The organism is Streptomyces sp. Rer75, from assembly GCF_013414305.1.
Classification (GTDB): domain Bacteria; phylum Actinomycetota; class Actinomycetes; order Streptomycetales; family Streptomycetaceae; genus Streptomyces; species Streptomyces himastatinicus.
The window spans coordinates 2922795-2937456 of record NZ_CP058693.1 but is presented as its reverse complement, the minus strand read 5'-3'; the positions used below and the strand labels follow the sequence as shown (position 1 = coordinate 2937456).

The following is a 14662-nucleotide window of genomic DNA, read 5'->3' as shown; positions in this document are numbered from 1 at the left end:
ATGACCGGCACCCGTACGTCTCTCGCCACCGTGCTCGCCCTCGCGGCGGGCGCGACGGCGCTCGTCGCCGCGTCCCCGCGGACCGCACAGGCGACACCGCCCGGAACCAAGGACGTCACCGCCGAACTCTTCGAGTGGACGTACGCCTCCGTCGCCAAGGAGTGCACCAGCACCCTGGGCCCCGCCGGATACGGCTATGTGGAGGTGTCCCCGGCCACCGAGCACATCCAGGGCGGCCAGTGGTGGACGTCCTACCAGCCCGTCAGCTACAAGATCGCCGGGCGGCTCGGTGACCGCACCGCCTTCAAGAACATGATCGACACCTGTCACGCCGCGGGCGTCAAGGTCGTCGCCGACGCCGTCATCAACCACATGTCCGCCGGATCCGGATCCGGTACCGGCGGCTCCTCGTACACCAAGTACACCTACCCCGGGATCTACCAGTCCCAGGACATGGACGACTGCACCTCGCAGATCAGCAACTACCAGGACCGCTGGAACGTGCAGCACTGCGAGCTGGTGGGTCTCGCGGACCTGGACACCGGTGAGCCGTACGTCCGCACCCGGCTCGCGCAGTACCTCAACGACCTGCTCTCGCTCGGAGTGGACGGCTTCCGCATCGACGCTGCCAAGCACATCCCGGCGGACGACCTGGCCGCCATCAAGGGCCAGTTGAGCGACCCCGGCGTCTACTGGAAACAGGAGGTCATCTACGGCGAGGGCGAGGCGGTCTCCCCGACGGAGTACCTGCGCAACGGCGATGTGCAGGAGTTCCGCTACGGCCGTGACCTCAAGCGGGTCTTCCAGAACGAGAAGCTGGCGTATCTGAAGAACTTCGGCGAGGGCTGGGGCTATATGGCGAGCGGCCAGTCCGGTGTCTTCGTCGACAACTGGGACACCGAGCGCAACGGCTCCACCCTCAGCTACCGAGACGGTGCCTCCTACACCCTGGCCAACGTCTTCATGCTGGCCTGGCCCTATGGCTCCCCGGACGTCCACTCCGGCTACGAGTTCAGTGACAACGACGCCGGTCCGCCAGGTGGCGGCACGGTCGGCGCCTGCTACCAGGACGGCTGGAAGTGCCAGCACAAGTGGCCCGAGATCATGAGCATGGTCGCCCTCCGCACCACGGCCCGGGGCACGTCGGTGACCAACTGGTGGGACAACGGCAACAACGCCATCGCCTTCGGACGCGGCGACAAGGCGTACGTGGCCATCAACCACGAAAGCGGCTCCCTGACCCGGACCTTCCAGACCTCGCTCCCGGCGGGCGGCTACTGCGACGTACAGAGCGGCACGTCCGTCACGGTCGACTCCTCGGGCCGGTTCACCGCCACGCTGGGCGCGAACACGGCGGTGGCGCTGCACGTGGGCGCGCGTGACTGTGGATCGGCCAAGGAGTCGTGAGGGTGACCCTTCTTCGCGTGGCCGCCGCGCTCGCCACCCTGGCGTTGGGCGCGGCGGCCCTGCCCTCCGTGTCGGGGACCGCCCGGGCCGCGGTGCCCGCCGCCGAGGCGCGGGCCCCCGCCACCGCCGAGGCGCAGTGGATCGACCGCGCCACCGTCGTCTGGAAGGTCGAGCACACCGCCGCGACCGCCGAGGAGCTGAGCTCCTCGGACGGCGGCACCCTGCGGCTGACCCCGGCCTCCCTGACCGACGCCCAGAAGGCGGCCTACCCCCACCTGGCCGACCGCCCGGCCTTTTCCCTCGACCCGCGCGACCGCGGCAAGGTCGCCACGGCGCTGCGCGGGCCCCTCGCCGCCGTGCAGCGCGCCGCCGACGGCCACGTACTGCACCGCACCGGGGTGCAGATCCCCGGCGTCCTGGACGACCTCTACGCCGACCGGGCGCGCCGGGCCCGGCTCGGCCCGGTCTTCCACGGGGGCCGTCCCACCCTGTCCGTGTGGGCGCCGACCGCCCGGAGCGTCTCGCTCGACCTGGACGGGCGCACCGTCGCCATGCGGCGGGACGCCCGCAGCGGGGTGTGGAGCGTGACCGGCGCCTCCGACTGGCGGGACAAGCCCTATCGCTACCGGGTCCGGGTCTGGGCGCCGAGCGTCGGGAGAACCGTCACCAACGAGGTCACCGACCCCTACGCGACGGCCCTGACCGCCGACTCCGCCCGCAGCCTGGTCACCGACCTGGCCGATCCCCGGCTCGCACCTGCCGGCTGGGCGGCGCTGAAGAAGCCCGAGGCCGTCCCGCCGCGCGACGCCCGCATCCAGGAGCTGCACATCCGCGACTTCTCCATCGCGGACCGCACCAGCGCCCACCCCGGCCAGTACCTCGCCTTCACCGACCAGGACTCGGACGGGATGCGGCACCTGCGGCGGCTGGCCCGGTCGGGCACCTCGTACGTCCATCTCCTGCCCGCCTTCGACTTCGGCACCGTCCCGGAGCGGCGGTCCGACCAGGCCCGGCCCGGCTGCGATCTGGCCGCCCTGCCCGCCGACTCCGACCAGCAGCAGAAGTGCGTGGCCGAGACGGCCGACAGGGACGGCTACAACTGGGGCTACGACCCGCTGCACCACACCGTGCCGGAGGGGTCTTACGCGAGCGAGCCGGACGGCCCTGCGCGCATCCGCGAGTTCCGGCACATGGTGCAGGGCCTGGCACGGGCCGGGCTGCGCACCGTGATGGACGTGGTCTACAACCACACCGTGGCCGCCGGTCAGGATGGCAAGTCGGTCCTCGACCGGATCGTGCCCGGCTACTATCAGCGGCTGCTGGACGACGGCAGCGTGGCCACCTCCACCTGCTGCCCCGGCACCGCGCCCGAGCACGCGATGATGGGCAAGCTCGTGGTGGACTCCATCGTCACCTGGGCCAAGCAGTACAAGGTCGACGGTTTCCGCTTCGACCTCATGGGCCACCACCCCAAGGCCAACATCCTGGCCGTACGCAAGGCCCTCGACGCGCTGACCCCCGCCAAGGACGGGGTGGACGGCACGTCGATCATCCTCTACGGCGAGGGCTGGAACTTCGGCGAGGCGGCCGACGACGCCCGCTTCGTCCAGGCCACCCAGCGCCACATGGCCGGCACCGGCATCTCCACCTTCAGCGACCGGGCGCGGGACGCGGTGCGCGGCGGCGGGCCGTTCGACGAGGACCCCCGCGTCCAGGGCTTTGCCTCGGGCCTGTTCACCGACCCCAACGACTCGCCGGCCAACGGCGGTCGGGACGAGCAGCGGGCCCGGCTGCTGCACGCCCAGGACCTGATCAAGGTCGGGCTCTCCGGCAACCTCGCCGACTACACCTTCACCGACACCGGCGGACGCCGGGTCAAGGGCTCCGAGGTCGACTACAACGGCTCCCCGGCCGGCTACGCCGCCGCCCCCGGCGACGCGCTCGCCTACGCCGACGCCCACGACAACGAGACCCTCTACGACGCGCTCGCCTACAAGCTGCCCGCCACCACCCCGGCCGCCGACCGGGCCCGGGCGCAGGTCCTGGCCCTGGCCACCGCCACCCTCTCCCAGGGCCCGGCACTCAGCCAGGCCGGCACCGAGCTGCTGCGCTCCAAGTCGCTGGACCGCAACTCCTACGACAGCGGCGACTGGTTCAACGCCGTCCATTGGGATTGCGCGTCCGGCAACGGCTTCGGGCGGGGGCTGCCCCCGGCGGCGGACAACCAGTCCACGTGGCCCTATGCCACACCCCTGTTGACCAACCCCGCGGCGCGCCCCGGCTGCCCCGAGATCACGGGCGCCTCGGGGGCCTACCGGGATCTGCTGCGGATCCGCACGACCGAGAAGGCGTTCAGCCAGGCCACGGCGGAAGGGGTGCAGGACGCGCTGTCCTTCCCGCTGTCCGGGACCGGGGAGACACCGGGTGTCATCACCATGCGGCTCGATCGGCTCGTCGTGGTCTTCAACGCCACCCCGTCCCGGCAGTCGCAAGCCGTCCCCGCCCTGACCGGGGCCCCGTACGTCCTCCACCCGATCCAGGCGCACGGTTCCGACGCAACGGTGAAGACGTCCACGTACGACCGCGCGACCGGCACCTTCACCGTGCCCGGCCGCACGGTCGCCGTCTACGCGGCCGAAGCCGCGGCAGCCGGACGCTAACGCAGGGCGTCCAGCCGGGTACCGTTCGTCAGGCGGCCCTTGAGGGTGGCGTGGGCGCCGGGCTTGGCGCGGAGGGTCAGGGCGCGGCCGTGGGAGCGGCCCCGGACGCCGCCGCTCGCCACGATCCCGGTGACCTGGCGGCTGCCCGCGGCCAGCAGGAACCAGCGGCCGGACCGCGCCTTCCACAGCACGCCCGCCAGGACGCGCGGTGCGCGCGGCCCGCACACGGGGGAGCCGTCCGCCGTGGCGGCGACCGCGCCCGCCGCGCCCCGGCGCGTGGTCCACGGCTGGAACTGGGCCAGCACCCGGCTGCCCCTGCCCCGCCAGGTCTCGGCCCGGGTGCACAGCCACGCCGCCCGGCCGCCCCGCTCGGGCAGCCGCTGGACCCCGAACCGCCAGATGTTCACCGACCGCACCCCGCGCCCCGTCATCAGCGGCAGCCGGCAGGCCGTCCGCTCCCAGCTCAGCAGGGCATCCCGGCCCGCCACATCGCGCGGTCCGCCGCGCGACGTGGCCCCGGGGCCGCCGTACGTCAGCCGGGCCGGGGCCAGTTCGCCCAGGTCCGCCACCAGCCGCGAGCCGAACTGCACCGCGGGCCAGCCCCGGCACGGGCGCAGCCGCGGCACGGTGCGCACCGGGTCGGTCACCCCGTCGGTGGTCAGCCGCACCGGGCGCGGCCGCCCGGCGGGCCGCAGGAGGTCCCGTACGGAGGCCCGGCGCACCCAGGGGGCGGTCAGATAGCGGACGTTGCCGTCGGTGCGGCCCAGCACCAGCGCGGTCGAGGCGGCCGCGTCCGCCGCGTCGAGGCGGGCGAGGTCCAGCGCCACCGTGCCGCCCTCACTGCCCTCCGCGTACCGGGCGATCCGCAGCCCGTCGTACAGCAGTACCACCGCCGCCTGGTCCACCACGCCCGCGTACAGCAGCTGCGGCGGCCCGGACGGCGGCCCCGACTGCGTACCCGCCGTCGCCGACACCCGCACCGAACGCCCCGGCCGCGCCCAGACCGCCAGCGCGCGGCGCAGCAGCGCGGTGTCGCCGAGCCGGTCGCCGCGGGCGGGCCAGGACGAGAAGTCGGCGCGGGTCGCGGTGCGCCACGCGTAGGGCTCGGCACGCGTCAACCGCTCGGGGTCCAGGGCCCGTTCGGAGGACGGGTTACGGGCGTACGACGGCGCCGCCGCACCGCCGCGCCCCCAGCCCTCGCCCGGCATCCCCAGCAGCGACCCGCACACCACCAGCGCCACCACGGCCACCAGCAGCGCCCGCAGATGCTGGCGGCGGCGCATCAGATCGGTGGGGCGCGCCTGGAGCGAACACGGGTCGAACTCGGCCGACTCCAGCAGCGAACCGTCGTCCCGGCTGCCCGCGGGCTCCGGCACCTCGTCCGCCTCGTCGAGCGCGTCCCGCGCGTCCGCCACGCCCGCGGCGTTCAGCAGCGCCCGTACCTCGCGGTCGTCGAGGCGCTCCAGCTCGCGCAGCACGTACGCGGCCCGGCCGGGGCCCGACAGCTCGGACAGCGCCTTGTCCAGGGCGAGTTCATCGGCCCCGCCGGACCGGGGGAACAGTCGCAGCCCCCACACCAGGGGCAGCGGCGCCGACAGCATCCACGGGCGCCGCGGCCGCGCGGCCCGCAGCGCGGAGCGCAGCACGCGCAGCCGCACATAGGCGTACCCCGCGTCGCCCGCCGTCCCCTTGGTGCCGCGCTGCCACGGCAGCTCGACCTCCTGGGTGTCGGGCCTGGCCTGGTTGCGCGGCAGGGCGCGCTGCGCCAGCGCGTGCGCGGCCAGGACGCGCCGGGTGCGGCCCATTCCGGGCGGCAGGATGAGGTACGCGAGCCGCACCAGCCGCGGATAGTGCTCGACGATGGCGGCCTCGGCCTGCTCGACGTCGATCGGGCCCGCGGTGTCGGCATCGGTGTCGGCAGGGTCATCGTCGGGGGTGGCTGTCGCCTGCTGCTGCTCCACGTGGCGTAAACGAGCGGCGGCGGGCGGAGGTCACAAAGCGGGCGGCTCCGCCCCCGGAAGCGGGGCCCGGGGCGGAGCCGATGGTTCCGAAAAGGTCAGCTCACGCGCCAGCCGCTGAACTCGACCGTGCCGCGTGCCCCGCTGCCGCCGTTCGCCGCGCTCATGAACAGCCCGGCGTCCTGCGCGGACGCGGCGCCCGGCACGGTCACCGTCGCCACCTTGCGCCAGTTCGCGCCGTCGTCGGTCGACAGCTCGCCGGTGTACGAGGTGGCGGAGGCGCGCGTCAGCCGCAGCAGCACCGGCGCCTTCACGCCCGTGATCCGCTGGTAGGTGTCGAGCGTGCCGTCGCCGTTCGAGTCGTACGACAGCACGACCCCGTTGGCGGGCGTGACCGACAGGTTCAGGAACCCGGGCGAGCCCGCCGTGCCCAGCGCGTTGCGGACGACGATCCCGGCGCGCGCCCAGGGCCCGGTGGTGGCCTGCGCGTCCACCCTCACCGTCACCGCCCCGCCGGACCGCAGCGCGCCCGCCCGGTACGCCGCGCCGAACTCCGCGGTGGCCTTCCACAGGTCCTGGCCCGCCCCGTCGATCGCGAACCGCCCGCCCAGCTGCCCGAAGGCCGCACCGTTGTTGGTGACGGTCTTCCAGCCGTCGGCCAGGGGGCCCGCCACCCACAGGGTGCCCGTGTGCACCGCCCGCACCCGGTCCTCGCCGCGCGGCCCGTACCGCACGGCGAGTTCGTACGGGAAGGGCTTGAGCGGATCGTCCAGAGGCTCGTCGGGCGCGGTGGCCCGCCAGCGGACCTCGCCGCTGCCCGCCGCGGGCACCGACGGCAGCGAGGTGGGGCCCTGCGGCGCGGGGTCGAGGCCGGTCACGGACAGGTCGAAGTCGACGCGACCGGTGGCCCGCAGCCCGTTGACGTTGCGCAGGGTCGCGGTGATGACCCCGGCGCCGCCCGGCGGCAGCGTCCCCGGCTCCGTGGCGACGGTCAACGTCCCCTGGTACGGGGCCTTGGCCAGCGCCTCGTGCACCCGGCTCGCCGTGCGCCACGCGTCCGCCACCGGCCGCACCGGATAGCTCTTCCGCTCCCGCGTCCACGGCTCCTCGACCGTGTACCAGTCGAACGTGCGCGGCGCGCGGCCTTCAGCGAGCGCGTCCTCCAGCTCGTCCAGGTAGGTCTGCCACTGGGGCAGGTGGAAGTCGCCGATGAGGCCGTTCCAGTCGCGGTTGGCGTAGTTGGCGAGCTTGCCGGGGTCCGCGGCGCCCCGGTCCGCCCAGGTGGTGATCAGGGCGCGCGCGGCGAACTCCAGCTGGGCGGACTCCCCCTCGCCCGAGGCCATCCGCTTGGCGTCCTCCAGCCAGGGGCCGAGGAGCAGGAGCCGGTGGGTGCCGGTGACGTCGTCGCTCAGCCGCATCAGCTTGAGCCACAGCCGGGACAGCGCCCGGAAGGTGTCCAGGTCCTTGCGGGCGTACGCGTCCGCAAGCTGCGGAATCAGCTGCCAGGAGCGGTTGGCGAGCGCCTGCCGCGCCGTGTCGGCGAGGTCGTAGCGGTACGCGTCGCTGTCGCGCAGCCCGGCCCGCACCCCCAGCAGCGCCGCCAGGGCCGCGTCGAAGCGGGCGGGGTCGAAGGCGGGGGTGTGGGTGGCGTAGTAGGTGCCGGAGCGGGCGGTGAGGGAGGGCCGGGAGGCGAAGACGGAGTCGTGCGGGCGGCCGTCCTTGCTGCTGATCTGGTACGCGGTGTCGCGCAGCGCCGCGAACGCCTCCCGCGCCTTCGCGTCCCGCGCGCCGTAGCGGACGTCGGCGTAGCCACGGAACCACGCGTCCCGGTCCACCGCCTCGTCCCGCCACGCCAACTCGCTGAACAGCTCGTACGCCGCCGGATCGCGCTCGACCGCCTCCGGCATGTACGCCGTGCCGATCAGCTTGCTGCCCGGCTTGTCCCGCCAGACGGTGAACCGCTCGGTCCACATGTGGGTCTTGGCACCGATGGTCGTACGGCCGCCGAAGTTGGGGATCGTGCCGAACGCGTACGGCACCGAACCCCAGTCCTTCTCCCGGTCGGTGATCGTGTCCAGGTCCGACAGGCCGTCCACGACCAGCATGTGGTCGTGGTCGACCGCGTCCAGCAGGTCGCGCCGGGGGTTGGCCTGCCAGCCCAGGATCACCCAGATGGCGCCGGGGCGGGCCCTCTGGAGCGCGGTCTCGACGGCGCGCGCGGCGTCCGGCACCGGGACGTCACCGGCGTTGCCGCCCTCGTGCAGCAGGTCCATCTTGAACAGGTCGGCCTCGCCGAACAGTTCGTGCTGGTGGCGGTAGAAGGCCGCGGCCACCTCGTGGAACGCGTCGGTGCGCGGGTCGAGCCAGTCGGGCCGCCGGAGCCCGTTCCAGTCGCCCTGCGGCACGGTGCGCGCCCCCGGGTTGCGGTCGGCGAAGCCGTCGGGGACGGTGCCGAAGTAGCCGGGGAAGACGGGCCGCATGCCCAGCTCCCGCAGCCGGTCGGCGATGCGCCGCCCCAGGTCGGTCCGCTTCTCCAGCAGCGCCGTGGACACCGGGCCGCCGTACTCGCTCATGTTCTGCATCAGGAACCACGGCTGGTGGGCCGGGGTGGGCAGCCAGGCGCGCAGCTCCGCGTCCGTATAGCCGAAGTCCTGGAGCAGCCGGTGGTAGACGACCTCCTGGCCCGCGGTGACCAGCAGCTCGTTGCTGCCGTGCAGGGCCGCGACGTCGATCAGGTGCTCCCAGCGGTCCCAGCCGGCGAACGGGGCGGTGTAGCCGTCGTGGGTGTCGTTGAACGCGAAGCGGTGCGGCAGCGCCGTCGACCGCTCCACGGTGCCGTGCGGCGCGGGCAGCTTCTTCGGCAGCTCCAGCTGATCGCCCGCCCAGGTGATCTGGGCGTGGCAGGTGTACTTGAGGTACCAGTGGACGCCGGTGAGCAGCACCGCGGGGCTCGTCCCGGCCACGGTGACGCGTCCCGTCGACCCCGTGACCTCGAACCGCTCCTTCTTCCCCTCGCCCCCGGGGAGCGCCACCAGCCGGAACTGCTCGGCGTGGTCGGGGAGCAGCCGCCGCAGCGCGGCGCGCGCGGGGGCGGTGGAGAAGGCGGTCACGGCGGTGTCCTGTGCGGTGTCGTCCTGTGGTGGCCGTGGCGTGTGGGCCAGCGCGGGGGAGTGGGCCCCTAACGCGGCCCCGGCCCCGAGTGCTCCGGCGGTTCCGATCAGCGTGCGTCTGCTCAGGTCGCTCATGCGCCCCCCAACGGACAACGGCCAACGGTTGTGGTGCGCAGGGCACTTAACCAGCGATGCGGGGCGGGAGCAATGGGGCGCGCGCGCCGGGGGAAGGCCCCGTTATCGCCCGTTCGTCTCCGCCCGTCCCCGGTCCAGGTACGCCAGCACGGCCAGCACCCGCCGGTTGTCGTCGTCGGACTGCGGCAGGCCGAGCTTCCCGAAGATGTTGGAGGTGTGCTTGGCGACGGCCCGCTCGGTCACCACCAGCTGCGCGGCGATCGCCGCGTTCGACCGGCCCTGCGCCATCAGCTCCATCACCTCGCGCTCCCGCGGCGTCAGATGCCCCATCGGCCGGTCCTGCGAGCGCCGGGTCAGCAGCTGCGAGATGACCTGCGGGTCCATCGCCGTACCGCCCTCGGCGACCCGTCGCACCGCGTCGATGAACTGGTCCGCGTCGAAGACCCGGTCCTTGAGCAGATAGCCGATGCCGCCGCTCCCGTCGGCCAGCAGCTCGCGCGCGTACAACTGCTCCACGTGCTGCGACAGCACCAGCACCGGCAGCCCCGGCCGCTCCCGCCGCGCCGCCAGCGCGCACTGGAGGCCCTCGTCGCTGAACGACGGGGGCAGCCGTACGTCCACCACGGCCACGTCCGGCTTCAGCTCCGCCAGCGCCCGCGTCAGCTCCGGCCCGCTCTCGACGGCGGCCGCGATCTCGAAATCGTAGGCCTCCAGCATCCGTACCAACCCGTCCCTGAGCAGGAACAGATCCTCGGCAACGACTACGCGCACGGCAGGCTCCATGACGTCATCGGGCCCGGAACGGACTGCCGGGCCGAATGCGTCGAATGTACCGTCGTCCCGCCCCCGCCGGGGCTCGGTCGCCGGGCTTTAGACCGTCGGTCGCGGGGCGACCGGGGCGCAGGGGATCTCCATCGTCACCATGGTGGGGCCGCCGGGCGGGCTGCTGACGGCGAGGACGCCGTCGAAGGTGCCCAGCCGCCGTTCGATGCCGCTGAGGCCGCCGCCCTGCGCGATGCGGGCGCCGCCGTTGCCGTTGTCGGTGACCGCGATGCGCAGCATCCCGGCCTCGTGGTGGATGTCGAGCCACATGCGCGCGGCGCCGGAGTGCTTGGCCGCGTTGGTGAGGACCTCGCTGATGGCGAAGTACGCGGCCGCCTCGACCGGTTCCGCGAACCGGCCCGGAACCTCCACCTCCACCTCCACCGGGACCGTCATCCGCAGGGCGAGGGCGCGCACCGCGTCGCCCAGGCCGCGTTCGGCCAGCACCGGCGGGTGGATGCCGCGGACCAGATCGCGCAGTTCGGCCAGGGCCTCGGCGGAGTTGGTGCGGGCCGCGGCGAGGAGTTCCTTGGCCTTGGCCGGGTCCTTCTCGATGAGCGCCTCGATGGTGCCCAGGCTCATGCCCATGGCGACGAGCCGGGCCTGTGCGCCGTCGTGCAGATCGCGCTCGATGCGGCGCAGCTCGGCGGCGGAGGTGTCCACCGCGTCGGTCCGGGTCTCGGTGAGCCGCTCGACGCGCGCGGCGAGGGTCATCTGCGGGGTTGGGGAGAGGAAGGCGCGGGCCAGCAGGAAGTGGGTGCGCAGCAGCAGGGGCGAGACGAACAGGCCCAGGGCGATGAGGCCGAGGCCGGTCAGGGCGGCGAGGTTCGCGGTGCCCTGCGAGGTCACGGGGACGAACGCGTACCAGTAGGTGCCGCCCGCGTCGACGATCGGCTCCCAGACCCCGGCGGCCAGGACCGAGCCCTCGACCCCGTACGGCGGGAAGACGAACGCCAGCAGCGCGATCACGTACCCGGCCGTCATGTCGACCTGGAGCCAGAGCAGGTCGCGCCAGGTCGCCGGGTCCTTCAGCAGGAAGGTGCACAGCTCCACCTGACCGGTGACCCCGGAGCGCCGGTCGTGGGGGAGCGGACGGTACGGCATGCGGATCTGGACGCCGGACCACTTCGCCGCCAGTAACCGGCGCTGATTGGCGTGGCGACGCAGCACGCCCACCATCGCCGGGGTGGTGAAGACCCCCAGGCCCAGCGGGATGAAGGCGATGGACAGGATGGTGAGTACGGAGACGACGATCGACACGAGCGCGAGAACGGATACCCCGAGCCCCCGTACACAGGCCGACAGTCGCTTGCGGACCTTCATCCCACGCCCTCCAGGGTTCTTCAGCTGTGCGGTGCGGCTTCCTGCCCCTCCGATGTCCTCAGTCTGCTGGACGCCGCATGATCGGTCACGGGGGCCGCGCCCCGCCCGGGGGTACACCTAACACCACCCCCCGCCCTCGCCCTATGGCTCGGGGGTTCGGGGGCTGCCCGGCTGGGGCGGGAACGCGCCTTTTTCTAGCGTCGAGGACATGACCGATCCGGTCCGTATCCCGTACACATCCCCAGTGGGAGAGACGCCATGAGCACAACGAGGCGAGGCCTGGCCGTGCGGCTCGGCGGGTGGAGCACCCGCCACCGCAAGTCCGCGATCATCGGATGGCTGCTGTTCGTGGTGGTCGTCGCCGTCGTCGGTGGCATGTCCGGCTCCCGGCAGATGACCAATTCCGAGAACGGCGCGGGCGACTCCGCACGCGCCCAGAAGGTTCTCGAGGACGCCGGGCTCACCACCCCGGCCGGCGAGATGGTGATGCTGCGCAGCACGGACCCGGACGGCTGGCGGGCCGCGGCCCGCGACCTGACCGCCCGGCTGGAGAAGACCGGGGAGACCGCGCGGATCCAGCCGCCGGTGCGCTCGGCCAGCGGCCGCGAGGGGCTGGTCGCCTTCCAGCTGAAGGGCGATCCCGACACCGCGGGGGAGCGGGTGAAGCCCGTCCTCGACGCGGTCGCGGCGACCGAGTCCGCACACCGCGGGATCACCGCCCATGAGTTCGGCGACGCGACCGCGCAGCACGAGCTGGACGGGATGCTGAAGGACGACTTCAAGAAGGCCGAGTTCACGGCCGTACCCCTGGCGCTGGGCATCCTGCTGGTGGTCTTCGGGGCGCTGGTCGCGGCCCTGCTGCCGGTGCTGCTCGGGGTGACCGCCTGCATCGGCACCTTCGGGCTGCTGGCCCTGGTCAGCCACAAGCTGCCGCTGTACGACTCCACCAACTCGGTGATGTTCCTGGTCGGGCTCGCCGTCGGCGTCGACTACTGCCTGTTCTACCTGCGGCGCGAGCGGGACGAGCGGGCCGCGGGCCGGGACCCGGAGACCGCGCTGCGCATCGCGGCGGAGACCAGCGGCCGGGCGGTGCTGGTCTCGGGGATCACGGTCATGCTGGCGATGTCGGGCATGTTCCTGTCCGGGCTGATGCTCTTCCAGGGCTTCGCGGTCGCCACCCTGCTGGTCGTCCTGATGGCCATGCTGGGATCGGTGACGGTCCTGCCCGCCACGCTGTCCTGGCTCGGCGACCGGGTCGACAAGGGACGGGTGCCGCTGCTGAACCGCCGCCGCGAGAAGGGCGCCCATGCGAGCGGCGGGATCTCCGGCACGCTCATGAAGCCCGTCCTGGCCAGGCCCAAGCTGTTCGCCGCCGTGTCGGGCGCCCTGCTGCTGGTGATGTGCGCCCCCGCGCTCGGGATGAAGACCGAAAACCTCGGCATGGAGGACCAGTTCGGCTCGGACGCCCCGCTGACGGTGGCGTACAAGGAGATCACCGGAGCGTTCCCGGGCGGCCCGGCCCCGGCCGAGGTGGTGGTGCGGGCCGACGACATCTCCTCGCCCCGCTTCGGCGCGGCCGTCACCGACTTCAAGCGGCAGCTGGCCGACTCCGGCCGGTTCGGCAAGGCCGTCGAGGTCGAGCTGCACGCCGAGCAGGGGGTGGCCCGCATCGAGGTGCCGCTCGCGGGGAACGGCGAGAACGCGACGTCACAGCGCGCGCTGGACACCCTGCGCGACGACCTGGTGCCGGACATCCTCGGCCCGGTCTCCGACACGGCGTACGTGGGCGGCGAACTCGCCGAGAACCGCGACTTCACCGACCAGCTGAAGACCGACATCGCACCGGTCTTCGTCTTCATCGCCGCGGTGACCTTCCTGCTGATGCTGGTGTGCTTCCGCTCGCTGCCGATCGCGATCGTGTCGATCCTGCTCAACCTGCTGTCGGTGGGCGCCGCGTACGGCACCATGACCGCCGTCTTCCAGCACGGCTGGGGCGCGGAACTGCTGGGCATGGAGCCGGCCGGGGCGATCGAGTCGTGGATGCCGCTGTTCGTCCTCGTCATCCTCTTCGGGCTGTCGATGGACTACCACGTCTTCGTGGTCTCGCGGATCCGTGAGGCCCACGACCGGGGCCTGACGACGCGCGAGGCGATCCGCGAGGGCATCCGCACGACGGCGGGCTCCGTCACCGGGGCGGCCACCATCATGGTCGCGGTGTTCTCGGTGCTGGCGCTGCTGCGGATGCAGGACATGCAGCAGATGGGCGTCGGGCTCGCGGTCGCGGTGCTGGTGGACGCCACCCTCGTACGGATGCTGCTGCTGCCCTCGGCGATGGCGCTGCTGGGCGAGCGCACCTGGTACCTGCCGCGCGCGCTGCGGTGGCTGCCGAACGTCAGCCATGGCGAGGCTCCGACCCCCGCGGAGTCCCGCCCGCTGGTGGGCGCCGATCGCTGAGGAGCGGCGCCCGCCGAGGAGCGCCGTACGGGCCGAGTCGCGGCCCGTACGGCGCTCCTTGCCGCGCTACGCGCTCGGCACGTACTTGTAGCCCACGCGCCGCACCGTCACGATCGACCCGCGGTGCTCCGCGCCCAACTTGCGGCGCAGCCGGGCGACATGGACGTCCACGGTCCGGCCGTCGCCGACGTGTCCGTACCCCCACACCGTCGTCACCAGCTGATCGCGGGTGTGCACCCGGTGCGGATGGGCGACGAGATGGGCCAGCAGCTCGAACTCCAGGTACGTGAGGTCGAGCGGACGCCCCGCGACCCGCACGGTCCGCTGCTCCGGGTCGATCCGCACCGGGCCCTCGTCGGTGGGGAGCGGCGCGGCGGCGGGCGATGCGACGGACGCCGCGGGCGTGGCGGGCGCCGGGGGCGTGGCGGGTGCGGTCCCCTGGCGCTCCTGCTGGTCGGCCGGGACCAGCACCAGGTAGCCGATCATCGGCGGCTGTCCGGGGAGGGCGGGGACGGTGTGCGGGGGAGCGGGCAGCCAGGTGGCGCCGGGGTGCAGCAAGTCGTCGACGGGGGGCACCTCGTCCCGGGCGACGGCTCGTAGCCGCTGTCGGCCGGCGAGCGGAGGCCGCCCGGGCGCCGTGGCGGCGGGGGAGGTGGACGCGGAGGCGGAGAGGGTACGGACGTTCGTCATGGGAGTCAGCTCTTTCGCGCTGAGGGGCGTCGGTGGACGTCAATGCGCGCGGGCTGGGCCGAGGGGGCTCGGAACGGGGAAATGGCGCCCCTGAACCGGGCGG

Annotated in this window: 8 protein-coding genes; 3 read left to right on the top strand and 5 right to left on the bottom strand. The window is 73.3% G+C overall.

The features are described from left to right. Window positions 1–1407: an alpha-amylase family protein gene (locus HYQ63_RS12310; RefSeq protein ID WP_179933851.1), complete on the top strand. Its 1407-nt coding sequence runs from the start codon at window positions 1–3 to the stop codon at window positions 1405–1407. Then, the gene (gene pulA, locus HYQ63_RS12305; protein WP_373689065.1) at window positions 1404–4067 is read left to right on the top strand and encodes a pullulanase-type alpha-1,6-glucosidase; all 2664 of its coding nucleotides are present in this window, start codon (window positions 1404–1406) and stop codon (window positions 4065–4067) included. The genes HYQ63_RS12310 and pulA overlap by 4 nt, the downstream gene beginning before the upstream one ends. Here pulA and HYQ63_RS12300 read toward each other — a convergent pair. The 4 genes from HYQ63_RS12300 to HYQ63_RS12285 all read right to left on the bottom strand — a co-directional run bounded on the left by HYQ63_RS12300 (window position 4064) and on the right by HYQ63_RS12285 (window position 11415). Continuing rightward, window positions 4064–6028, bottom strand: a complete 1965-nt coding sequence (locus HYQ63_RS12300) for a hypothetical protein (RefSeq protein ID WP_373689064.1) — start codon at window positions 6026–6028, stop codon at window positions 4064–4066. The genes pulA and HYQ63_RS12300 overlap by 4 nt on opposite strands. Window positions 6029–6123: 95 nt before the next feature. Beyond that, window positions 6124–9270, bottom strand: a complete 3147-nt coding sequence (locus HYQ63_RS12295; RefSeq protein ID WP_179933849.1) for an alpha-N-acetylglucosaminidase — start codon at window positions 9268–9270, stop codon at window positions 6124–6126. Between the two features lie 102 nt (window positions 9271–9372). Then, complete coding sequence (locus HYQ63_RS12290) at window positions 9373–10041, bottom strand: response regulator transcription factor (RefSeq protein ID WP_179933848.1); 669 nt, start codon at window positions 10039–10041, stop codon at window positions 9373–9375. A 99-nt stretch (window positions 10042–10140) separates the two neighbouring features. Continuing rightward, window positions 10141–11415, bottom strand: coding sequence for a histidine kinase (locus tag HYQ63_RS12285; RefSeq protein WP_179933847.1), 1275 nt, complete (start codon window positions 11413–11415; stop codon window positions 10141–10143). A gap of 258 nt (window positions 11416–11673) precedes the next feature. On the opposite strand from HYQ63_RS12285, the gene HYQ63_RS12280 reads away from it, so the two are divergent. Further along, window positions 11674–13869 carry an MMPL family transporter gene (locus HYQ63_RS12280; protein WP_179933846.1) on the top strand — a complete coding sequence of 732 codons (2196 nt, stop codon included), beginning with the start codon at window positions 11674–11676 and terminating at the stop codon, window positions 13867–13869. A gap of 66 nt (window positions 13870–13935) precedes the next feature. Here the strand turns inward: HYQ63_RS12280 and HYQ63_RS12275 are convergent, their stop codons facing one another. Beyond that, entirely contained in the window at window positions 13936–14559 is a 624-nt protein-coding gene (locus HYQ63_RS12275; RefSeq protein ID WP_179933845.1) for a winged helix-turn-helix domain-containing protein, read from the bottom strand. Window positions 14560–14662: the final 103 nt, after the last annotated feature.